The following is a 22,531-nucleotide window of genomic DNA, read 5'->3' as shown; positions in this document are numbered from 1 at the left end:
GCGCCGCGGCCAGGCTACCTGCAAGCCGACGACCTGCATTTAGTGTCCTGACCGCATAACTTGGCTGGCTCGCATAAGCCGCAGCAATTGTTATGTAGTGGGACCGAAAATATAGTCTCAGCGCGGCCGTGTAAACGACTAACAATAAACGGGCCAGCCAAGCTTCCGCCCGGGTTACGCCCGCACCCCTGTACCAGCGCCCGTCCGCCAGGCCAGGGCGACGACAATCAATAACAAGATCAGGAGCTGTGTATGAACCCAGTGCGCCCTTCGTATTGGCCGACCGCCGGTCTCCATCCCCGTCTTGGTTACCCCCTCGCAGCCTTGCCGGGCGGTGTTGTGCTGGCCAGCGCCCTGCTGCTGGGCGGGCAGTCCGCCGCCGCCCAGGAGGCCCGCCCGCGCGGCGGCACCCTGGAGGAGATCGTGGTTACCGTGCGCCGCCGCTCGGAAGTGGCGACAGACGTGCCGATGGCGATCACGGTGATGGACAGCCGCTTCCTCGACGAGCAGAACATCAACGCCATCGACAACCTCAACGAGGTGGTGCCCGGCCTCAACATCACCCAGGGCACCGACGGTGCCAACCTGCCGCTGATTTCCCTGCGCGGCCAGCGCCCCTCGGAAGTGCTGCTGAGCATGGACCCGGCGGTGCCCCTGTATTACGCCGACATCGTGCTCACGCCGGTCAACGGCAGCAACCTGGCCCTGTACGACATCGCCAACGTGCAGGTGGTGAAGGGCCCGCAGGGCACGCTGTTCGGCCGCAACAGCACCGGTGGCGCGGTGCTCATCACGCCGATGACCCCGGACGCCGAGTTCGGCGGCTACCTCAAGGGCACGGTGGGCGACTACGACCTGTACAGTATCGAGGGCGCCATCAACCTGCCGGTGAACGATGTGCTGAGCCTGCGCATCGCCGGGCAGAAGACCGTGCGCGACGGCTACCAGAGTATCGTCGACAACGGCATCCCCGCCGGCGAGGTGGGCTCGACGGCGGAACTGGCCTGCGACGACTGCCTGTGGGACGAGGACTCCCAGGGCCTGCGCGTGGTCGCCTCGATTGAACTGGGCGACTTCCGCAACCTCACCACGGTGTCCTACGACGAGAACGACGCCATCGGCAAGGGCATCATCGCCACCGACTTCAACCCGGACGCCGGGCTCGGCGCCATCTACAACGCGATTTTCAACGGCGGCCTGGCCGCGCTGGGCGGCCCTTCCGCCACATTGGTGGACGATGCCATCGCGCGCGCCAAGGGGCGCGACGTCACTGATGTCGAGGCGAGCCTGAAATCCCGCGACGAGGTCAGCAACCTGTTTTTCGCCAACGCCACGGAGTTCGATATCGGCGACAGCCTGACCATCAAGAACATCTTCGGCTACCGCAAGGTGGAGGTGCTCAACGGTCCGGACTCGGACGGTACCGCCCTGCCGCTGACCGGCCCCAACATCACGGCCTCGCCGACCTGGCCGGCGAGCTTCGGCATCCCCGGCTACCGCGACCTGGACGGCGAGCAGTTCAGTAACGAGTTGCAGGTATTCGGTGACGCCTTCGACGACCGCCTGGAGTGGCTGGCCGGCGTCTACTACTACACCATGAAAGGCTCGGAGCGATTCCTCGCCAACAACAGCGGCCCCAGCGCCGACTTCGCCGACCTCACCTCGCCGCTGCCCATTCCAGAGGTGGAGGCAATCTACGCTATCGGCCGCTACGGCTTCTACAACGCCTCGTCCATCGCCGACGTGGAGAACGAGGCCTACGCGATCTTCGGCGAGGGCACCTGGAGTTTCACCGACGAGTTGTCCCTGACCCTTGGCCTGCGCCAGTCCTGGGACCGCCGCGAGCTGACCTCGAAGAACATCGCCACCGACTTCTTCAATGCCGCCGAGCCGCCGCGCTGCGTGGTACTGGACCGCGACGGCAACCCGGTGGGGCCGTCCTGCTCGCGCACCGAGGACGAGTCCTACTCCAAACCGACCTGGCGCATGGCCCTGAACTACTCGCCCGACTACGCCTCGCTGTTCTACGGCAGTATCGCCACGGGTTATCGCAGCGGCGGTTTCCAGACCCGGGCCAAGGACAACATCTCCTTCGAGCCCTTCGATGAAGAGACAGTGCTCAACTACGAGGTCGGCCACAAGGCGGACTGGCAGGCGGGCTTCCTCGGCACCGTGCGCTCGGCCGTCGCCGTGTACTACCAGGACTACGGCGACATCCAGAAAACCCAGGGCCTGAGCACCCCGGACGGTATCGCCACCGTGGTGCAGAACGCGGGCAAGGCGGTGATCCGCGGCATCGACCTGGACATCACCGTGGCGCCCACCGACAACCTGGTGTTCTCCCTCGGCTACGCCTACATCGATGCCTACTACAAGGAGTGGCAGACGCCGGACTTCGACAACGAGGACTCGCCCTTCGTGTACATCCCGGACCACTCCTTCTTCGGCAACGCGAGGTATACCCTGCCGCTGGACCCGGCGCTGGGTGAGGTCTCGGTATCCGGCGGTGTCTACTACCAGTCCGAGGTCGACACCTTCCAGCAACTGCAGCACCTGGATGTGCTGGTGCCCGACCCGGATGAGGCCGCCGAGGCACGCGCGGACCAGGAACTCGACGAGTACACGGTATGGAACTTCCGCCTCAGCTGGCAGGACATCATGGGCTCGGGACTGGACGCCGCCGCCTTCATCAACAATGCTTTCGACGAGGAGTACGCCGTGGGTTCCACCCCGGTGATCGACTCCCTGGGCCTCAACATGAAAACCTACGGTGCCCCGCGCACCTTCGGAGCCTCACTGCAATGGAATTTCTGATCCACACCGGGATCGCGCCCGGCACACACCCGACACCGCACAGGAGACACCCGGGATGCATGAACTCACGCGTCGCTCACTACTGCACTACTCGGCCGCACTTGCCGGCGGCCTCGCCCTGCCCCGCAGCGTCTTCGGAGGTGGCCCCGTGGACCTGAGCGGCGGTATTGACCCGCAGCGGGAGTTCGTCCTCGCCGAAGCGCCGACTACTCCCGGCATTCGCGACGCGGTCAATGTCTGGATCGAGGAGCAAAACGGCGACTTCGCCATGCGCCTGGGCGTGGAAGCCCTGGCCGAGGAATGGGACAAGCAACTGGTATGGCTGGACATCGCCTTCGCCGACGGCCGCGTGTACTGCCTGCGCGACGAGAACGGACCGACGCACCCGGCCATCGACAAGGACGGCCGGCCGACCATCCGCGGCTCCGCCGGCGCGCGCTTCCAGTGTGTCGAGCCGTTCCAGCGCTGGGATGCCAGCTTTAACGGCCCGGTCCCGCGCACCACGGCGCAGGTGCTGGCGGACGGTGTGTGGGAGGACGACGAGCCCACCGAATCGGTGAGCTTCGATATCCAGATGCACATGGCGGTGCCGCCCTGGCAGCCCGGCACCCTCTCCACCGCGGCCAGCGCGGCCTTCGAGGGCGAACAGGGCGAGTTCATCAGCCCGCGCTACGAGCAGCTGTTCCGCTGCGCCGGCAACCTGGTCATCGACGGCAAATCCCGCGAGTTCAGCGGCAACGGCCTGCGCATCCGCCGCCAGGGCCTGCGCAAGTTCGAGGGCTTCTGGGGACACTGCTGGCAGTCCGCGGTATTTCCCAGCGGCAAGGCCTTCGGCTTCAACACCTTCCCGCCGCGCGAGGACGGCGAGCCCTCCTACAACGAGGGCTATGTGTTCGACGGCAGCGGCGTGCTGCGCCCAGCGCGCGCCGTGCACATTCCCTGGATGGACGCCCTCAACACGCGTGGCGACAACGTCAGCTGCGTGCTGGAAACCGCCGACGGCGAGGTGCGCATCGAGGGCGAGACCTTCATCAACACCCGCTCGCGCCACCGCGGCCAGTTGCCCGCGGACTTTCCCATCGTGCAGCAGGCACACGCCCGCTACCGCTGGGACGGCGAGGAAACCGTGGGTATGGTGGAGCGCTCCTCCCGGCCCAGCCTGATCAAGGACTTCAAGGGCTAGCCCGGCGGCCTGCGGCGCCACGGCGTAACGCGTGGCGCTGTAGCGACCGGCCGCGCGATTTCCCGCGTCGATTTCCAGTACACTGGCGTCAGGCGTAAACGACGCCAGACTGGAATAAACGGGGGGATAGCCGGTGACGGATACAGTCGAGCGGGGCATGGTGCAGCGGATGTTGGCGGCGGTGGAACGCATCGGCAACCGCCTGCCGGACCCCGCGGTCCTGTTCATTGCCCTGCTCGGCATCGTCTGGGTACTTTCCTGGCTGCTGTCCTACGTCGCGTGGGACCTCACCGACCCGCGCAACGGCGAACCGCTGCGCGTGGTCAACCAGCTCTCCGGAGCGGCGCTGGTGCAGTTCTGTACCGACATGGTGAAAACCTTCGCCCACTTCCACCCCATCGGCGTGGTGCTGGTGGCGATGCTTGGTATCGGCGTGGCGGAACACACCGGTTTCATCAACGCCGCCCTGCGCGCCATGCTCGCCGCCACCGCGCGCTGGCTGCTGACGCCGCTGCTGATCGCGGTGGGTATCGCCAGCCATACGGCGGCGGACGCCGGCTACGTGCTGGTCATCCCGCTCGGCGGCATCCTGTTCCACGCCGCCGGGCGCCACCCGCTGGCGGGCATCGCCGCCGCCTTCGCAGGGGTTTCCGGCGGCTTTTCCGCGGCGTTCATCCCCTCCGCCATCGACCCCATGCTGCAGGGCATCTCGCAAAGCGGGGCGCGTATCGTCGACCCACTGATCAGCCTGAACCCGCTCAACAACTACTTTTTCACGGCCTCGTCGGCGCTGCTGATCATCCTCGCCGGCTGGTTCATCACCGAACGCGTGGTGGAACCGCGCTTGGCGAAGACGCCCCTCGACGAGGAGGTGGAGACCGCCGCCGGCATGCACGCCCTGGATGAACGCGAGCGGCGCGGCCTGCGCATCGCCCTGTGGTCCATGCTGGTGTTCGCGGCGCTGCTGGTGGCCTCGGCCTGGCCGGAGAGTTCCGCGTGGCGGGACGAGACCGGCAGCCTGACCGGCCGCGGCGCGCCGTTGATGGCGTCCATCGTGCCGCTGATCTTCCTGTTTTTCCTGCTGCCCGGGGTGGTCTACGGCATCTTTGCCGGCACCGTGAGCAGCTCGCGCGATATCATCGCCGGCATGACCCGCTCGATGGAGAGCATGGCCTACTACCTGGTCATCATGTTTTTTATCGCCCAGTTCATCTACGCCTTCGGCCAGTCCAACCTCGGCATCCTGCTCGCCCTGGAGGGCGCCGCCTGGCTGCAGGCGGCGGGGCTGCCGGCGTCGCTCACCGTGGCCGGCATCATCGTGCTCACCGGCCTGCTCAACCTGTTCGTTGGCTCCGCCTCGGCCAAGTGGGCGCTGCTGGCGCCAATCTTCGTGCCCATGCTGATGGCCCTGGGCATCTCCCCGGACCTGACCCAGGCGGCCTACCGGGTCGGCGATTCCACCACCAATATCATCACCCCGCTGATGCCCTACTTCCCACTCGTAGTGGTCTACTGCCAGCGCTATATCAAGGCGGCCGGGATCGGCACGGTCACGGCGATGATGCTGCCCTACTCCGCGACGTTTATCGTGCTGTGGACCATCTACCTGCTGCTCTACTGGAGCCTGGGCCTGCCCCTGGGCCTGCAGTCCAGCTACGCCTACCCGGCGCCCTAACGGCGCCGCGGGCCGCTACGCACAATCACCTACCCAACCGGTCACTACACGGCGGCTGTTTGACGCCCCGGCCTGCCTCGCCTGAACCCTAAATTGTCATTAATGTTCCCTTTTGACACATTTGTGTCATTATAGCGATTCTCGACAACGACAGGGATTTCACCATGTCCAGACCGGCGCCCATCGCGGGCAGCGATACCGGCAGCCCCGCGCAGTGGCTCAACCACGACTGCTCCGAGGTGAGCCGCGAAGTGTTCACCAGCGAGGCAATCTACCGCCGCGAGCAACAGACCGTGTTTCGCAACAACTGGCTGTACGTGGCCCACGAGAGCCAGTTGAAGAACCCCGGCGACTTCGTCGCGGCCTACATGGGCGAGGTGCCGGTGATCGTCGCCCGCGACCGCGATGGCAGTATCGCGGTAAGCGTGAACAGCTGCCCCCACCGGGGCCTGCGGGTGTGCCGCACCGACCAGGGCAACACCGCGCGCTTCATCTGCCCCTACCACACCTGGGCGTTCAAGCCGACGGGTGAGCTGGTGGGGATTCCCCAGGCACGCAAGATGGGCCCGGAGATCGACCGCAGCCGCTACCGCCTGAAAGCAGTGCCGCGGGTCGAGAGCATCTTCGGCCTGATCTTCGCCAGCTTCGATGCGCAGGTGGAGCCGCTGGCGGACTATCTCGGTGACCACCGCTTCTATATGGAGGCCTTCTTCGATCGCTTCCCGGGCGGACTGGAAGTGATCGGCCCGGTGCACAAGTGGAACATCAAGTGCAACTGGAAGCTGCCGGTGGAGAACATGCTCGGCGATATCGGCCACGCCGCCTACCTCCACGGCACCCTGGTCGACGTCAACGGCGAGGCCAACCAGGAGATCGAAAACCTCGCGGTGACCGCCGTCGCCCGCCCCGGCCACGCCGCGGCATTTCGCTACCTGCCCGAGGACAGCACGCTGCAACAGCGGGCGGTGCACAACCCGCAGAGCACCCCGGAGCTGGCGGAATACCTGACCGAGGTCGAGCGCACCGTGGCCGAGCGCCTGTCGCCGGTGCAGGCGCGCATGAAGGGTATGGCGTTGGGCGTGTACCCCAACCTGTCGCTGCTGTGGGGCCAGCACACGCTGCGCGTGAGCCATCCCCGCGCCCCGGGCCTGATCGAGTACTGGTCCTGGCTGATCTCGCCGATCGAGGCCCCGGCCTCGGTGAAAAAGGCGATACGCGCCGGCTACACCGTGGGTTTCGGCCCGTCCGGCATCATCGAGCAGGAAGACTCCTACGCCTGGAGCGAGCAGTACATCGGCTCGAGCATCGACTACCTCAACGACACCCCCTACTACTACGGCATGGGCGTCGGCGAAGAAGGCGCACACCCCGACCTGCCGGGCCAGGTGGGCAGGACCTACAACGAGCACTATGCACGCAGCTTCTACCAGCGCTGGCGCGAGGACGTGCTGGCACAGGAGATGGAAGCATGAGCGAGGCTGCAGTCGATTTCGAGACGATCTCCCGTGTCGAGCAGTTCTACTACCGCGAGGCGCGCCTGCTCGACGAGCGCTGCCTGCAACAGTGGATGGCGCTGGTCGATGAATCGCTGGAATACAGCATGCCCGCGCGCTTCGTGCCGCAACCGGACCCTACGCTGCAGGACACCGAGGCGTTTCTATCCGTCGAGCGCGAACTGTCGCGGGAGGACGATGGCATGGGTGCCCCACTGCGCCAGGACGGCTACCTGGAGACCTTCGCCCGCACCTTCCGCCCGTTCAAAAGCAATGCCTGGTCCGAGTGCCCCGCCCCGCGCACGCGACGGTTCATCAGCAATGTCGAGGTGCAGGCTATGGAGGACGGCCGCCTGCTCACCTATTCCAACTTCCACATGTTCTACAGCCACCGGGGTGCGGACAACCACACCTACACCGGCGGCCGCCGGGATGTGCTGATGCCGGTGGACGGGGGTTTCAAGCTGTGCAAGCGGGAGGTGATACTGGATATGGACGTGGTGACTGTGCCGACGCTGGCACTGATTTTCTAGCGGAACTGGTAGTTCAGGCCGGCTGGGTTTCCGGGCCGGCTGACGCCGGCAATCTCAGCCCGGCTGACGCCGGCTAATTCGGGCTGGCTGCCGCCGGTTGTCTCAGACCAACTTGCGCCGGCGACGGCGCCCTACCCCGACCAGCGCGGCGAGTGCCGAACCCATGAACCAGGCCGCGGCGGGCACGGGGACCACGGAGAAATTGGCGCTGCCGTCGGTCTGGAACCACCAGGTACCGCTCAGGGTGGCGTAGTCCGCGCCGTAAGTAGTGTCGATGTCGTCCACGCGCAGCACGCCGTAGAACCCGCTGTCGATGTTGCGCCAGACCAGGAAGTCGCCCACGCCGTTGCCATTGCAGTCGGCGTCGCACACCGGGCCGACGAAGGTGTTGGTGAAGCTGAACGCCGAGGCGTCGGTAATCTGGGAAATGTCGGTAACGCCGGTGGCGAGTGCCACGTCACTGCGGGTCAGGGCGTTCCCGCTGCCGTAGAACCAGCCGCGGTCGCTGGTGTTGATGGACCACCACATCGAGACCTGGTTCGAGCCGTCGCCGATAGACTCGATGGTGGTCGATTCCTCCCAGCCGAACATGCTACCACTGATGATCGCCGCCTGGCTCAGCGAGGGAAGGAGGAAAAGCAAAATCGCGGTAAACAGCTTCACGGTACGTCTCCTTGTTCCGGCCTGCGCGATGCGATCCGGGGTGCGAACCGCGTTTGCCAACGCCGGCACACCTGCCCTCCCCGTCGCGGGTCTCCCCGCTGCTGCACGATCGTTGCCGCGCGCGCCAAAAACCTTGTTTTTTGCCAGCGTCGCCGGCGTTGTTTTGTTAGCTGCCGATGGGCGGGGACGCTGAGTCCCTCCCGGGAAGGCAGAGACTAAAATACTAGCCTACTTTTTTGCCGCGCGAGCGAAGACGCATTAGCCCGATCGTACTATTGGTAGTGGTTCGCGCTGGCTATCAAGAGGGTATGAAATAGCGGTTGGCGGGAACGCCGAGCGGGGATGTTTCGCAAAAAACTTGCGTTTGGCACTGCGGGGAGTGTGGGTGTCGCGGCGGATTCGCGCGCAAAAAAAAACGGCGCCTGCGGGACAGGCGCCGTCAAGGTACCGCAGTCTTCTACTATAGACCGAAGTTGTAACGGATCCGCGCGCCGTACATCCGCGGCAGACCGGGCTGGCCCGCCTCGAGGCCGCTGACCGAATACAGGCCGGCGATGAAGGTGTAGTACTCCTCGTCGGTCACGTTGGTCACGAACACGGACAGGTCGATGGGGCTGCCCATCACGCTGGTCCACATGTAGTTGAGGTTCCACAGGCTGTAGTCATCGATCTTGTAGTAAGCCGAAGACTCCTCGGAGACCGCCTGCTGCTCGCCGGTGTAGACGTAAGTCGCGGACAACAGCATGTCACCAATCTCGATCGGCACCGGCAGTTCCCAGGCCAGGGTGGTGACCAGCGAGTGTTCCGGTGAGAACGACAGCGGCTCGCCCTCGGCGGTGGTGGTCGACGGTTCCGTCGCGAAGCTGCCGTCCGGGAATTCCGGGAACTCCACCGAGTCCACGTTGGAGTTCAGGTAGGCATAGGCCGCGGTCAGCGTCAGGCTCTCGGTGAGGAACAGGTTGGCATCCACCTCGGCGCCCCAGATGGTCGAGGAGCCGGCGTTGACGACGGCGGTTGTGCCGACGTTGGAGATCGCCTTGAGGTAGCCGTACTGCACCTGCTGGTCGGTGAAGTCGTTGTAGAACAGCGCCGCGTTCAGGGTGCCCGGTACTGCGCCGTTGAAGCTCCACTTGCTGCCGATCTCGTAGGTGTCCACGGTCTCCGGGTCGTGCGAGTCGAGGCCCGGGGAACCGGCCAGGTTGACACTGCCCTGACGGTAACCGCGGTTGTACTTGGCGTACAGCAGCAGGTCGTCGGTCGGGGTGTAGTCAACACCCAGCAGCCAGGTGACTTCATCGCTGGAGGTTTCCGGCTTGCGCACCTCGGTCAGGGAGTTGATCGGGGCACCGTAGCTGCCGGCGGCGAACTGGTAGATGGTGTCCGTTACCTCACCCTTGGTTTCGTCGTCGGTGTAGCGCAGGCCGGCGGTCACGCCGAAGCTGTCGGACAGTTCGTAGCTCGCCTGGGCGTAGACCGCCTGGTTGGTGTACTCGACACCGCCGGGGATCGACTGGATCGCACCGATACCGACAAGGTTGTTACAGCGGTAGTCAGCCGGGTTGGTGCCGGTGATGCTGCCCTGGTCGCAGGCGATCAGCGCGGGGGATACCGAGCCGTAGTCGCCGCCGGGTTCGCTGCTCTCGTAGTACAGGCCGACCTGCCACACCAGTCGCTCGTCGAAGCTGATGCCCTGGACCTGGATCTCCTCCACGAAGGTTTCCTGGTCGGTGGTCAGCACGTCGCTGTTGTAGCCGACCTGCTGGAAGATCAGCTGTTCGCCGCCCAGCATCCAGTTGGTACCGAAGATCGCGCTGCGCTGCTTGGTCTCGATACCGCCGTAGGCGATGATGTTCTTGATCAGGATCTCGTCGGTGATGTCCCAGGTGGTGGTGTTGATCGCCTGCCACAGTTCCTGGTCGTTGACCGGCTGGTCGACGAAGTTGTACGTCTCGTAGAAACCGTCCTGGCCGCTGGCGCGGCGCGCATCGAGGTCCGTCTGGCACAGGGTGCTGATCAGCGGGATGGCCGGGTTACAACCGACGATCACGCCCGGGTAGCCGTTGTTGGAGGAATCCGAGTAACGGAAGATCGTGTAGTTTTCCAGCTCGCTGGTAATCTCCCACAGCGCGCTGCCGCGGAAGGCCACGTAATCCTGGTCGCCGAACTCTTCCGGACCGATCGCGGAGATATTCTCGATGTAGCCGTCGCGCTTGATCTGGTCGACACCCAGGCGCACTTTGAAGCTGTCAGTAACCGGCACGTTGACCACGGCCTGGCCGCGGTACATGTCGAAGTTGCCGACGGAACCCTCGACGTAGCCCTCGAGTTCATCGGTCGGGCGCTGCGGCGTCAGCAGTACGGCACCACCGGTAGTGTTGCGGCCGAACAGCGTACCCTGCGGGCCTTTCAGGACCTGCACGTTGGCCAGGTCGAACAGGTCACCGGGGGTGGCGCCGTCACCGGACTGCTGGGCGTTCGCCCCGCGCAATGCAACCACTTCCGCGAAGTACACGCCCACCGAAGCGGTGGTGCGCAGTTCCTGCGAGAAGCCGCGGATGGCAAAAGTCGTGTTGTCGCTACCGAAACGGTTGTTGATGGCGAGGTTCGGCGTGTAGGTTGCCAGTTCCGAGGGGTTGGTGATGTTGGCTTCGTTCAGCTGTTGCTGGTTGAAGACCGTCAGCGACGCGGATACGTCCTGAAGGTTTTCCTCGCGACGGTTGGCGGTCACGATGATCTCGTCGAGCATCATACCGCCAAAGCCGGCGTCGGACGCCCCCCCTTCCTGGGCCTTTACAGCGGGTGAGTAGCTGACGTTCAGTGCCGCAGTCGCCAGCAGCACCGCCGTTGAGCAGTACAGGTTTTTCAAGACACTATCCCCTTGATAAGAAAATTCACTATGGACTTGCGAGTAGCTCGCGGACTCTACCTTAGTGCCGACCGGGGTCACGGACAATCGGAAAGTGTCGATAAGTGGAAGTGGCTCACGAAATTCCGCCACTGGCCAAAGGGTTTTGGGAAAAATACGTAAAATCAGGTGTAAAACTACCAAATAATAGGTACTTGGCAGTATTTTATGTGGTTGCACCGAAGGGCGTCCCCCGGAATTCCGAACCGCCTGAAAGGGATCCCCGGAGCAGCGCCATCCGCCCGCCGGGCAGCGCGCTGGCTGCTCGCAAAGATATGAGACACTGTGTCTGGGTCAGGCCGGCACGGGACGCCCGCCAGCAGCCTGTCTACACTGGTCTGTAAACGCCATAAAAAAGGAAATGCGTATGGATTACGTGAACCTGGGAAACACCGGCCTCAAGGTTTCCCGACTCTGCCTGGGTTGTATGAGTTTCGGCGATGCGGCCGCCGGCGGCAGCTTCTGGGCATGGGTGCTGGATGAACGCGACAGCCGGGAATATTTCAGGCGCGCGCTACAGGCCGGGATCAATTTTTTCGACACCGCCAACATTTACACGGCGGGCACCTCGGAGGAATTCACCGGCCGCGCCCTGCGCGACCTCGCCTGCCGCGACGAGGTGGTGGTCGCCACCAAGGCCTACGGCGCCTGGCGCAACGCCCCGAACACCGGCGGCCTGTCGCGCAAGGCGCTGTTCGCCGCTGTCGACGCGAGCCTCACGCGCCTGGGCATGGACTACATCGACCTGTTCCAGATTCACCGCTTCGATGTGAACACGCCGGTCGAGGAGACCATGGAAGCGCTGCACGACATCGTGAAGGCGGGCAAGGCACGCTACCTGGGCGCCTCCTCGATGATGGCCTGGCAGTTCGCGCAGATGCAGCACGTGGCAGACAGCCACGGCTGGACCCGCTTCGTGTCCATGCAACCCCAGGTCAACCTGCTGTATCGCGAGGAAGAGCGCGAGATGCTGCCGCTGTGTCGGGCCTCCGGGGTCGCGGTGATTCCCTGGAGCCCGCTGGCCGGTGGCCGACTGGTGCGCCCCGCCGGCACTGAAACCGCGCGCACCCAGGCCAACCGCTACAGTTCCTTCGCCAAGGAGTACGAGGCCAGCGACCGCGGTATCATCGATGCGGTGGCGAGTATCGCGCAATCACGCGGCGTCAGTAACGCCGAGGTGGCACTGGCCTGGGTGTTGCACAAGCCGGGCATCACCGCACCGATTGTCGGCGCGACCAAACCAGCGCACCTCGAAGCGGCCATCGCGGCGAGCGAACTGCAACTGGATAGCGCGGAAATCGCCGCCCTTGAGGCTCACTACATGCCGCGCCCCGTATCCGGGGTGAATTTCCCCCTGAGCGATGACTACAAGCTGACGGTATGCGACAGCGAACCGCCCGCCAGGTGACGGCCTGGTTTATCTGCAGGAACTGCCAGCGAGGTAGTTCCCGGCCCTGGCGGAATCTCCTATGCTGTTTAGAACCCGACCTTCACAAGTGATACAGCGGTACAAACGCAAATGCTTTCCACCGACAGCGACAAATCCGGCCTTGTCTACATCTGCGAACGCACCGAACTCGCGGAGGGAGATTCCCGCCGTGTCGAAGTGCTGTTCCGCCAACAGCCCGACTCGGTGATCGTCCTGCGCCATCTCGGCGAAGTCAGGGCCTACCGCAACCTGTGCGTGCACATGCCGCGCACACTCGATTGCGAGCATGGCCGGGTATTCGACAGGCGCAGCGGTCACCTGCGTTGTTCCATGCACGGCATCGCCTACTGCGCCGAGACCGGGGAATCCCTCAGCGAGATCTGCCTGGGCAAGCAACTGACCGCGGTTCGCGTGTTCGAAACAGACAGTGGCATCTATTTCAGGGATCGCCGCATCAGAAAGCCCGCGGTGACCCAGGCCGGGGAGTAAGCCCCGGCCGTCGCTGGAACGCGCCTACTCGACGTCGTACTCGACCAGCAGGTCCTCATCGCGCACGATCATCTGGCAGGCCAGCCGCCACTCGCAGGGGAAGTCGTCCACCAGCATCTTGTCGACCTGGTCCTTGCTGAGCTTGCCCAGTTCCAGCAGTACGGTCCGCTCCTTGTCGGTCAGCGGACCGGCCATGCGCTCCTTGGTTTCTAGTGACGTGACCTTGACCAGGCAGGTGCCGCATTCGCCATCCTGGCAGTTGAAGCCGATGGGAATCTTGAATTCCTTGGCGATCTGCAGGACGGTTTCCGTGTGGCTGCCAGCGACCGCGTAAACGGTCTTGTTCTTGTAGTTGGGACTGCTAAAAGTGATATCGGCCATGATAAAGCCTCCTCGATAATCTGTTGGGGGTCAGGCGGGACTCACGCTCACGTCGCCCAGGACCTGTGCCTGGCACGCGAGGCGGTAGTGCCTGCCGGCTGCGTTTTCGCGCAGCACCTTGTCTTCGATGACGGAGGTCGATGAGAGGTTTTCCCAGCCGTCCTCCACTTTCATCAGGCAGGTGCCGCAATCGCCCTCGCGACAGCCGTACACGATGCCCGAGCCAATCTTGTCGGAAATCTCGATAACCCGTACGCCCACGGGAACGGTTACGGTGACATCGATATCCTTGAAATTCAGTTTTGCCTTCGCCATAGGTACCTCCTCAAGTTACGCGCTTACAAACGGTGTAAAGCTGAGTAGGCCTACCCAGCAAGGGGACGGAGATACAGCGGGGCATTGCCGTGCGAAGTACGCGGCGAACGCACGAACGCTTGCGCGAACTACGTGCCTAAACTGTTTTCTCAGCCTTCGTCTACCGCATAGCAATTGCTATGCCATTCCAGGGCCAGGCATTAAGCCGTTGTTTTTCCGACTTAAATGCGCAGCTAGCGCAAGGCGTGGCGCTGTTGCTCTTCGCGCTTTGTCGCATAGCCAACAAGGGTTTGAGGGATGCAAAGGCATTCGCTATGGAATTAATCGGGCATGTCGTGTTTCCCACAATCCGGGCTGGCGGTTGCCGGACAAGGCTTTTGGCGACGTCTATACTCACTACCGTCACACCCACCCCAATCTGCGACGGACGGTGAATCCAATGAAAAGAGTTGCGCTGGCATTGATTGTTATCGGTGTTTCCCTCGGCGTTCACGCGGAGGAAAAAGACAGTTGGGACAAGGCGAAGGAATCCTCAGGCGAGGCGTGGGAGAAGACCAAGGAAGCCTCCGGCGATGCCTGGGATGCCACCAAGGAAACCTCCGGGGAAGCCTGGGAGGCTACCAAGGAAGGTACGGAGAAGGCCTGGGACGCTACCAAGGAAACTTCCAGCGACGCCTGGGACGCGACCAAGGAAGGCAGCAAAAAGGCCTGGGATGCTACCAAGGAGACGTCCAGCGAAGCCTGGGAAGCGACCAAGGAAGGCAGCGAGAAGGCCTGGGACGCTACCAAGGAAACCTCCAGCGAAGCCTGGGAGGCCACCAAGGAAGGTAGCGAAAAAGCCTGGGACGCCACCAAGGAAGCGGTGGGCGCGGAAGAATAGCCCGCCGTAACCGGGCCGGTCGCGCGAGGCCGGTACCACGGCCTCGCGCTCTCCCCCTCGTCAGTTCGCGCTGGCTATCGCCTCGCGATCGCTGAGCCTGGATTCCAGCTCGTAGTTCATCAACTCGTCCAGCCGGTTCTGCAGCGCCGGGCTGAGATCGCGCTCCAAGGACTTGACCTGCTTGTCCGTGGCTATGGCCTCGGCTCGCACGGCAACCACTTCCATCGTGGAGTTGTTGGACGCCGCTCGACTCGCAACAGCCGAGCCGGGTTCGCTGTTCGCATCGGCGAAAGCAAGTTGGGTTGAGAAAGTCAGTACCGCCAAGACAGATATCGTGGATTTCATAGGTCCCCCTCTCGTATCGTGTCTTTACCGCAGTTATTGTTCAAATCGCGGGCGACTGCCCTTGAGTATCACTATTGACCTGCACGGTACGGTTTACAATCAGCACTGTGCGAGAGTGGTAACTGGCTCACACAGAAAGCCTGCCGGCAGCAGCTATCGGGACAGCCCGGGCGGGTGGAGTGTGCGAAGGATGTGATCGACCTCACAGTTGCGGCGAACCGGCCGGCGCAGAGGCTACACAGACACACCACTGCGGGAAATGCTATCGAATTCGATGATCGCCGCGTGTAATTCCTCGACGGTACCGAGCAGTTCTGCGTCCGGCATGCTTTCGGCAGACAATTCCAGCACGCGTGCCAGGGCAGCAACACGCACTGCGCCCACATTCAGCGCCACGCCCTTCAGGCCGTGGGCGGCCCTGGCGACCTTGCCCGGACTCCCGTCAGCCATGTAGCTGTGAATTTGTGTCCACATGTCCGGTGCCGCCTGCCGATAGGCGGCGAGCACCTTGTCCAGGACGTGGCTCCGCCCACCAAGTCGGCACAGGGCCCCGGCGCAGTCCCATGCGGATTCCAGGTCAGCCGGCGGGTCGGCGGTTTCCGCGGTGCCCGCTGGCATCACCACAGCGTCGGCAGGCGTCTCGGGGTTCGGCTGGACCGACCCGGGCGCCGGCTCCGATTCAGGTTCCACGACGTAGTCGGCCAACCAGTGTCGCAACAGATTCTCGAGTTCACTGACCTGGAAGGGTTTGCTCAGGTAGTCATCCATACCCATATCCAGGCAGTGTTCGCGCTCGCCTTTCAAGGCCGCCGCGGTCAACGCCAGAATCGGCACCTCGAGATACCTGGCGCCCGCTGCGCCCGCCCGAATAGCCTCGGTCGCCTCGTAGCCGTCCATGACCGGCATGTGGCAATCCATCAGGACCAGGTCGATCGGCCGGGATTCCGGGGCGCTTTGCAGGACGGACAGGGCCTCTACCCCGTTGCAGGCGCGGTGCAGGGTGGCGCCGGAATCCTCGAGAAGCCCGCTGAGCACCTCCAGGTTCGCATGATGGTCATCCACCATCAGCAGGCTGGCACCGGGGATATGCAGGCCCTGCGACTCGCAGTAATCCGCCATGCGCAGTTCGACTGCGCCGTAGCGCTGCGGGTCCAGCGAGCGCAGGGCGAGATCCAGCTCCCGCGACGATACCGGTGCCTCCACGCGCTGGACACGTTCATGCAGTTGGTCCGCTTCCAGCTGCGTACCGTCGACGAAACGTTCCAGCAGCAGGATGCGGCCGGCGTCGCAGCCATTTTCTCGCGCCAGGTAGAGTGCCAGGCACTCATGGTTGGCCGTCCAGCAGGCTTCATCCATGACCACGAGGCTGTAGTGCAGTGGGTGGTCAGGGGCGGCGAGTGCGGCGAGTGCTTCAGCTTCGGGCAGTTGCTCACAGCGCGCGCCCCAGCGGGTCAGGGTTCGCGACACGACGCCAGCCAGCGCCGGGCTCTGTGTCATCACCAGCACCGCCTCCTCATCCATGTCCGGCGCGGAATCTGCTGCCGCGCGCGGTGCCAGCATGCGTTGGGGAAGCCTGACGCGAAACGCAGTGCCCTTGCCCGCCTCGCTCTCGACGGTGATCTCACCGTGCATCAATTCACACAGCTGCCGGCAGATCGACAGGCCGAGGCCTACGCCGCCGAAGCGTCGTGTGGTGCTGGCCTCGGCCTGGGCGAAGCGGCTGAAAATCATATCCAGCTTGCTGTTTTCAATGCCGATACCGGAATCCTCGACGGTGATAACCAGGTCCGCATCACCCTCTTCCCGATTCTGGCCGGGGCGCAGTTCGGCGCGCAGCGTCACGCCACCGGCCTGGGTAAACTTGATCGCGTTGTTGAGCAGGTTGTTGACGATCTGCCGGATCCGGTTCTGGTCACCCAGAACGACATACCCGTCGATCTCGGCCAGGTCCAAGACGAGGTCTATACCCTTGGACCTGGCCACAGCGGAATGCGAAACACCACAGGCCTGCAGCAGGCGCTCCGGCTCGTACTCCACCGGGTCGATCTGCAACTCGCCCTCCTCGATTTTCGACACGTCCAGGATGTCGTTCAGCAGGGTCGACAGCGCAGTCAGGTTGGACTCGGCCATGTCCAGCTGGCTCGCCTGCTTGCCGTCAATGTGGCCCCGCCGCACCAGCGCCAGCATGCCGAACACCGCGTTCAGCGGCGTGCGAATCTCGTGACTCATGGTGGCCAGGAACTCTCCCTGGGCCTGCGTCGCGGCCTCGGCACGGGTCAATGCATCCTCGAGCGCATTGGTACGACTCCTGATACGGGCTTCCAGCGACTTGTTGAGCTCCTGGAGTTCCTGTTCGTAGTATTTCTGCTGCGTCATGTCCATGGCCATGAGGATCGCGCCGGAGGGTCTCGCGTCGTTTTCCCAGATAGGTCCGATGAGCACCTGGTAAAAACCGTCCAGTGTGGTGCCGTTATCCAGCCACAACTCGCGGGACAACACCTCACCTGTCTCCAGCACTTCATCGAATGCACGTGTCAACCATGTGCGCGCCTCTGCTGACTTGATGGAGGACATATTGAAGGATTGTTCACCGAAATCGGGCATCAGCTGTTGCGCGGATTCATTGCGATACTCGACGCGGCGTTGCTGGTCCAGGACCAGGATGGCCAGCGGCGCATTTTGCAGGGCGGAGCGGAAGCGCGCCTGCAATGCACTGGTGGAGCCCAGCGCCAGGTTGGCCTGCCGCAACAGGAAGATGATCCCGGTGAGCACAAACAGGATAACGCCGAGAATGGCTGCCAGCTTCGCCGTCTCCCGCTGGGCCTCCGCGACTATTCCGGCATCGTTCACTGTCTTGATCGCGGTCACGTACTTGGGATGAATACCTCCGGAGTACTGGACGGTGTGAGCGAACGCATGGAATTGCTCACCCAGTTTGTCGGTCACCTGTGTCCAGGAAGCCGATTCCGAGGGAATTTCCCTGGAAAACTCATCCTCCCAGCGAACCGGGGTCCCGAGGTCGAAGGAGAACGCAACGCCCGGCCGCGGGTGACGCAGGAACTGCCGATCGTCGTTCAGGAGGTAGGTGTACGCCCCCTCTGAGCTGTATTCAAGCAGTGAAATCACGGAGTCCGCATCGATATTCAGGATCAGCAGCCCGAACAGTTCACCTTTTGCGTCGAATACCCCCTTGCCGATGCGATAGGTGGCCCACTGCGGAAAATCAATCACGCCATGTTCGCGGTTCAACTCGATATCGCTGATGTAGTACGCCCCGGGCTCAAGATTCAGCATCTCCTGGAAATACGGGCGATCGGACTTCTGCTGCAACCGGGGAGCGCCAACCGCCACCGGCTTGCCGCCCTCCCACTGGACACGCACCAACTCGCGGCCGTTGTCCGCCACACCGATATAGCGCACCTGCCGGACATCGTGATTGGTCGTCAGGTAAGCGGCAAATATTTGCTCCAGCCGGCTTTTCCACTGCGCCAGGCCGGTCTCATCGAAGGCGTCGTAGCCGCTCCCCTGCGTGGCGCGCACAATCCCCGAGATGGGCGGGACGTCAAACAGGAAATCGATGGATTTGCGGTCCGCATCGAGCCGCGTCTGCAGGCTCCTCATTTTCTGTTCCAGGGTGCTGCCTTCCCGCTGCAGCCGGTTTGCTTTCAGCAGCTTGTACTGTTGGTCGTACAGAAACGCCGAAAGCATCAGGAAAATGGTGAGGCACACCACGGCATATCCGAAAAACGTTTTCCAGTGGAGGCCTGAAATCAGCTTCGTCACGAGTCTCTCCGGAATTTTTACTTATCGTCAATCGACACTTTCGGCCGAATCCGGAAAGTCTTTAGCCTGCTGACCGTCCGGGACCGCTGATTTTCTGCCGAGCGGGGCTGGACCGCCCGTGCCGGCCGCCGGCACAGCGTCGCCAGCGGACCCTCTATCTGGCCCGAGATGGCCGTGGAATGTGATCTCCAGCACATTTGCCTGCACCGCTGGCAGGCCGCGTTAAGGATGCCCGCGTGCAGGCCGATAATTTCGTGAAGGCACATCCGGCGCGCACCTCTGGCCAGGACCACAGACCAGGACCACGGCCGCATGAGCCCCGGAATTTTCATAACTCAGATAATTGCCAGACCCGGGACGACTCAACAAATGGAGAGACTGACAGTAGATCACAGCCACCTGCGGGACAGCAGGATTCTCCTTGTCGAGGACGCAGTGCCGACACAGCTGCTGGTCCAGCTACTGCTGGAAGATCACTTTCATGTGGCTACGGCGGATAGCGCGGAGCAGGCGCAAATCCAGAGCCTGGAAGAGACACCGGACCTGATCCTGCTGGACATTAATCTTGCCGAGGATGGCATGAGCGGACTGGAACTGTGCAAGGACCTCAAGTCGCGAGCCGCCACCCGGCACATCCCCATCATATTCCTCACCTCTGCCGAGTGTGACGACACGGAGGAGGCGTGCTGGAATGCCGGCGGCCAGGATTTTATCCGCAAGCCCATCAACGAGACGACCCTGCTCAACCGCATCCGCAACCAGTTGATCCTGAAGCGCCAGGCGGAAAACCTCACCAGAATGGCCTACGTCGACCCGCTGACCTGTTCATTCAACCGACGCTACTTCGAGGAACAGTTGAATGCGCAGGTCGCGCACAACGCACGCCACCATCGCTCCATGAGCCTGCTGATGCTGGACATCGACAACTTCAAGCGGGTCAACGACACCTATGGACACACCACTGGCGACGAGTGTCTCGAACTGGTCGCCAGCGCGCTGCGCGAAGAGGTGGGCCGGCCGATGGACCAGGTGTGTCGCTACGGCGGGGAAGAGTTCGCCATCCTGCTGCCCGAGACCGACCTCACCGGCGCGACCTGGATCGCGGGAAAGATCAACAAGCGCTTCCGTGATCGTCTGGCAGAAATTCCGAGTGGTGGTGTCGACGAAGAGGGACTTCCCGGCCTCACCGTCAGCATCGGCGTGGCATGCAGGCTTCCCAGCGAAGGGGTGAAGAGCCTGATCTGTCGCGCCGACCAGGCGCTGTACCAGGCAAAACAGAGTGGCCGGGATTGCTTCTGTGTCGCTGAAGTCTACCCGGATCATCCTGCGCTTATGGGTGTGTGAGCGCGATGGGTGAGGGGTACCCAGCACAGCGGCATGCAGTAATCTGTAGCGCGACCTCCCGGTGTCGTATCGTCGCAAGCGTGAGGAGTGCTTGTCTGGCACCTCAATCCAGGGCTGCGCGAAGTGCCTGGTAGCGCGGTAGTAAAGGCTTGTCCCACTTCTTCGAGATGCCGTGATCCAGGGCTGCAACAATGCGATCGCGATTTAACGCTCCGGCTTCAAACATCGCGTTGAGATACGCAACACGTTGGGCGGTTTCCTCGCTGATCAACCAGCGATAACCTCCCTGTGTAGCCAGGGCTTCGTAGAGTTCATCCGCAAGAAAGGGATCCAGCGCAATCGCCTCTATGCCATGGCTGGGACGCGGCGGGATGTCGTCCTCGTCTTCGCCCGGCGTGCAGTAATGTAGCAGGTACTCGGCAATGGCCTGCAGGTATTTCTTGCCCTTGTGAATTGAGATAAGCCCCCCGCGCTGCCACTCGAGAGCAATCGGCAGATCCTGGGGTAGAACCGAACCAGGCCCCCACCAGTGAGCGACCAGCGACTCGACTTCACTGGCGTCGCGATGGTTGAATGCCTCCCACAGTTGGTCGGGTATTTGCTCGCGCATGGGAAAGTCGCTGTTCACGTTGTCGAAAGCGTAGTTGCCGAATTCAAGCATCTCGCGGGCATCACGCAGTATGTAGTGCAGCAGTACGTTGATCTGGTGATGCGCGAGGCGAGCCTGATAGTCGTCCTCTTCGATCTTCCCCACCCGCCGGGTCAGTGCGTTCAATGCCGCCAGATAGGCTTCACTTCGCTGTTCCCTGGGAACGGTAAACGCCCAGGCGCGAAACTGCTCCACATCGGCGACCGGAATCTCGCCTTTGGCTGCGGCCGCGGCGGTGTTCATCGGGTCAGCATGCGATGTGCAATCCGGGGTTCCACCTGTCGCAACCTCGCCCGCGCCACCGAGGGTGATCAGCATCATCAGGAAGCCGCTTGCCTCGTTGTGATCGTCGGTTTCGAGGGCGATTTCCTCGAGTGCTTCCTGTAACTCGAGAATGTCCTCGTGCCTGGCTTCCCGGAGTACGTCACAGAACCTCTCACAGGACAGTAGCGATTCTCGCGTTACCTCAGCGAAGGACGGGTGATCCAATACCTGTTCGATACACGCATCAAGAACGTCATTGCTCATGTGGGGCTCCTACCCGAAAATTTCGAGCACTATTCTGGCACTTGCGAGTAACGTGAAAAGCAAAAAACTGGAAAAATCCGCAAATTGGTCGATCAGCATGTGTTACCAGGCGCTACCCGTATCTCCCGACGGAACATGCCTGCAGGTTGTCCCGACTGGATGCAGCAGGGAGCGCGAGCGTCACAACTGGAAACGTCGGGGTCAGAGCCCTTTTTGGCGTTTTTTGACGTCAAGCGTGAGCCATCAATAAACACCAAAAAGGGCTCTGACCCCGGTGTTCACGACAACAAAAAAGCCGCCGGGGCTTGGCCACGGCGGCTTTGTGATATTGGGATTTGGTCGGGACGGCAGGATTTGAACCTACGACCACCACACCCCCAGTGTGGTGCGCTACCAGACTGCGCTACGCCCCGAAAACGCGTGCTTTCGCGAGGCCGGCATTATACTCAAAACCGTCTCGCGGACAAACTCTATTTGGTGGGAGTGAGGGTTTTCAGCAGTTCTTCGAGTTCTTCGATGGTCTCGCGAATCACTGCCTGCACCTCGGTGACACCCTCGCTGCTGCCGGCATCCGTCATGCGCTGGCGGGCGCCGCCGATGGTGTAGCCCTGGTCGTAAAGCAGGCTGCGGATCTGGCGGATGGTGAGCACGTCTTCGCGCTGGTAGTAACGGCGGTTGCCGCGGCGCTTGACGGGTTTCAGCTGGGGGAATTCCTGCTCCCAGTAACGCAGTACGTGGGGCTTGACCGCACACAGCTCGCTGACCTCACCGATGGTGAAGTAGCGCTTGCCCGGAATCGCGGGCAGTTCGTTATTGTTGCTCGGTTCCAGCATATTCCTCTACTCTGGCCTTGAGCTTCTGGCCCGGGCGGAAGGTCACCACCCGGCGTGCGGAAATGGGGATTTCCTCCCCGGTCTTGGGGTTGCGGCCCGGGCGCTGGCTTTTGTCGCGCAGGTCGAAGTTGCCGAAACCGGACAGCTTCACCTGTTCGTTGTTTTCCAGGCACGAGCGAATCTCCTCAAAGAAGAGTTCGACGATTTCCTTGGCTTCCCGCTTGTTGAGTCCGAGTTCCTCAAACAGGCGCTCGGCCATTTCGGATTTGGTCAGCGCGGGCATGTCCCC

At 62.8% G+C, this 22,531-nt stretch carries 18 protein-coding genes and 1 tRNA gene; 9 read left to right on the top strand and 10 right to left on the bottom strand.

Annotation, left to right across the window (positions count from 1 at the left end):
• The first annotated feature begins 339 nt into the window (after positions 1 to 339).
• The 5 genes from E4634_RS11035 (at position 340) to E4634_RS11015 (ending at position 7,698) form a co-directional block, all read left to right on the top strand.
• Entirely contained in the window at positions 340 to 2,814 is a 2,475-nt protein-coding gene (locus E4634_RS11035; protein ID WP_167854860.1) for a TonB-dependent receptor, read from the top strand.
• A 55-nt stretch (positions 2,815 to 2,869) separates the two neighbouring features.
• Positions 2,870 to 3,997 (top strand): DUF7064 domain-containing protein, encoded by a 1,128-nt coding sequence (locus tag E4634_RS11030; RefSeq protein WP_206046859.1) that lies wholly within the window; start codon positions 2,870 to 2,872, stop codon positions 3,995 to 3,997.
• A gap of 133 nt (positions 3,998 to 4,130) precedes the next feature.
• Positions 4,131 to 5,672, top strand: coding sequence for an AbgT family transporter (locus E4634_RS11025; protein ID WP_240725154.1), 1,542 nt, complete (start codon positions 4,131 to 4,133; stop codon positions 5,670 to 5,672).
• 164 nt (positions 5,673 to 5,836) lie between these two features.
• Positions 5,837 to 7,144 carry an aromatic ring-hydroxylating oxygenase subunit alpha gene (locus tag E4634_RS11020; protein WP_135443818.1) on the top strand — a complete coding sequence of 436 codons (1,308 nt, stop codon included), beginning with the start codon at positions 5,837 to 5,839 and terminating at the stop codon, positions 7,142 to 7,144.
• Complete coding sequence (locus tag E4634_RS11015; protein WP_135443816.1) at positions 7,141 to 7,698, top strand: aromatic-ring-hydroxylating dioxygenase subunit beta; 558 nt, start codon at positions 7,141 to 7,143, stop codon at positions 7,696 to 7,698. The genes E4634_RS11020 and E4634_RS11015 overlap by 4 nt, the downstream gene beginning before the upstream one ends.
• Positions 7,699 to 7,800: 102 nt before the next feature.
• Here E4634_RS11015 and E4634_RS11010 read toward each other — a convergent pair whose 3' ends face one another.
• Positions 7,801 to 8,361 carry a VPLPA-CTERM sorting domain-containing protein gene (locus tag E4634_RS11010; RefSeq protein WP_135443814.1) on the bottom strand — a complete coding sequence of 187 codons (561 nt, stop codon included), beginning with the start codon at positions 8,359 to 8,361 and terminating at the stop codon, positions 7,801 to 7,803.
• A gap of 460 nt (positions 8,362 to 8,821) precedes the next feature.
• Positions 8,822 to 11,227 (bottom strand): TonB-dependent receptor, encoded by a 2,406-nt coding sequence (locus E4634_RS11005; protein WP_135443812.1) that lies wholly within the window; start codon positions 11,225 to 11,227, stop codon positions 8,822 to 8,824.
• Positions 11,228 to 11,633: 406 nt separating this feature from the next.
• Between E4634_RS11005 and E4634_RS11000 the strand changes: the two genes are divergently transcribed.
• Complete coding sequence (locus tag E4634_RS11000) at positions 11,634 to 12,674, top strand: aldo/keto reductase (RefSeq protein WP_135443810.1); 1,041 nt, start codon at positions 11,634 to 11,636, stop codon at positions 12,672 to 12,674.
• A gap of 111 nt (positions 12,675 to 12,785) precedes the next feature.
• Positions 12,786 to 13,184, top strand: a complete 399-nt coding sequence (locus tag E4634_RS10995) for a Rieske (2Fe-2S) protein (RefSeq protein ID WP_135443808.1) — start codon at positions 12,786 to 12,788, stop codon at positions 13,182 to 13,184.
• Positions 13,185 to 13,208: 24 nt separating this feature from the next.
• On the opposite strand, the gene E4634_RS10990 is transcribed toward E4634_RS10995, so the two are convergent.
• The gene (locus E4634_RS10990) at positions 13,209 to 13,565 is read right to left on the bottom strand and encodes a 2Fe-2S iron-sulfur cluster-binding protein (protein WP_135443806.1); all 357 of its coding nucleotides are present in this window, start codon (positions 13,563 to 13,565) and stop codon (positions 13,209 to 13,211) included.
• Positions 13,566 to 13,595: 30 nt separating this feature from the next.
• The gene (locus E4634_RS10985) at positions 13,596 to 13,880 is read right to left on the bottom strand and encodes a 2Fe-2S iron-sulfur cluster-binding protein (RefSeq protein WP_135443804.1); all 285 of its coding nucleotides are present in this window, start codon (positions 13,878 to 13,880) and stop codon (positions 13,596 to 13,598) included.
• A gap of 439 nt (positions 13,881 to 14,319) precedes the next feature.
• Here E4634_RS10985 and E4634_RS10980 point away from each other — a divergent pair, with 439 nt between their 5' ends.
• On the top strand, positions 14,320 to 14,760 hold the full coding sequence (locus E4634_RS10980; protein WP_135443803.1) for an endoglucanase: 441 nt from the start codon (positions 14,320 to 14,322) through the stop codon (positions 14,758 to 14,760).
• 60 nt (positions 14,761 to 14,820) lie between these two features.
• Here E4634_RS10980 and E4634_RS21470 read toward each other — a convergent pair whose 3' ends face one another.
• Complete coding sequence (locus E4634_RS21470) at positions 14,821 to 14,970, bottom strand: hypothetical protein (protein WP_167854859.1); 150 nt, start codon at positions 14,968 to 14,970, stop codon at positions 14,821 to 14,823.
• Between the two features lie 369 nt (positions 14,971 to 15,339).
• Positions 15,340 to 18,888, bottom strand: coding sequence for an ATP-binding protein (locus tag E4634_RS10975; RefSeq protein ID WP_135443801.1), 3,549 nt, complete (start codon positions 18,886 to 18,888; stop codon positions 15,340 to 15,342).
• Positions 18,889 to 19,257: 369 nt separating this feature from the next.
• Here E4634_RS10975 and E4634_RS10970 point away from each other — a divergent pair, with 369 nt between their 5' ends.
• Entirely contained in the window at positions 19,258 to 20,232 is a 975-nt protein-coding gene (locus E4634_RS10970) for a diguanylate cyclase (RefSeq protein ID WP_167854858.1), read from the top strand.
• A gap of 103 nt (positions 20,233 to 20,335) precedes the next feature.
• Here the strand turns inward: E4634_RS10970 and E4634_RS10965 are convergent, their stop codons facing one another.
• The 4 genes from E4634_RS10965 to ihfA form a co-directional block, all read right to left on the bottom strand.
• Entirely contained in the window at positions 20,336 to 21,409 is a 1,074-nt protein-coding gene (locus E4634_RS10965; RefSeq protein ID WP_135443797.1) for a hypothetical protein, read from the bottom strand.
• Positions 21,410 to 21,745: 336 nt separating this feature from the next.
• Positions 21,746 to 21,822 (bottom strand) — tRNA-Pro (locus E4634_RS10960).
• A 57-nt stretch (positions 21,823 to 21,879) separates the two neighbouring features.
• The gene (locus E4634_RS10955) at positions 21,880 to 22,242 is read right to left on the bottom strand and encodes a MerR family transcriptional regulator (protein ID WP_135443795.1); all 363 of its coding nucleotides are present in this window, start codon (positions 22,240 to 22,242) and stop codon (positions 21,880 to 21,882) included.
• Complete coding sequence (gene ihfA, locus E4634_RS10950) at positions 22,220 to 22,525, bottom strand: integration host factor subunit alpha (RefSeq protein ID WP_135443793.1); 306 nt, start codon at positions 22,523 to 22,525, stop codon at positions 22,220 to 22,222. The genes E4634_RS10955 and ihfA overlap by 23 nt, the downstream gene beginning before the upstream one ends.
• Between the last annotated feature and the right edge of the window lie 6 nt (positions 22,526 to 22,531).

Origin of the sequence: Mangrovimicrobium sediminis (genome assembly GCF_004745945.1) — a bacterium.
Taxonomy (GTDB): domain Bacteria; phylum Pseudomonadota; class Gammaproteobacteria; order Pseudomonadales; family Halieaceae; genus Mangrovimicrobium; species Mangrovimicrobium sediminis.
The sequence above is the reverse complement of the archived record's forward strand: the minus strand, read 5'-3'. Positions and strand labels throughout refer to the sequence as shown.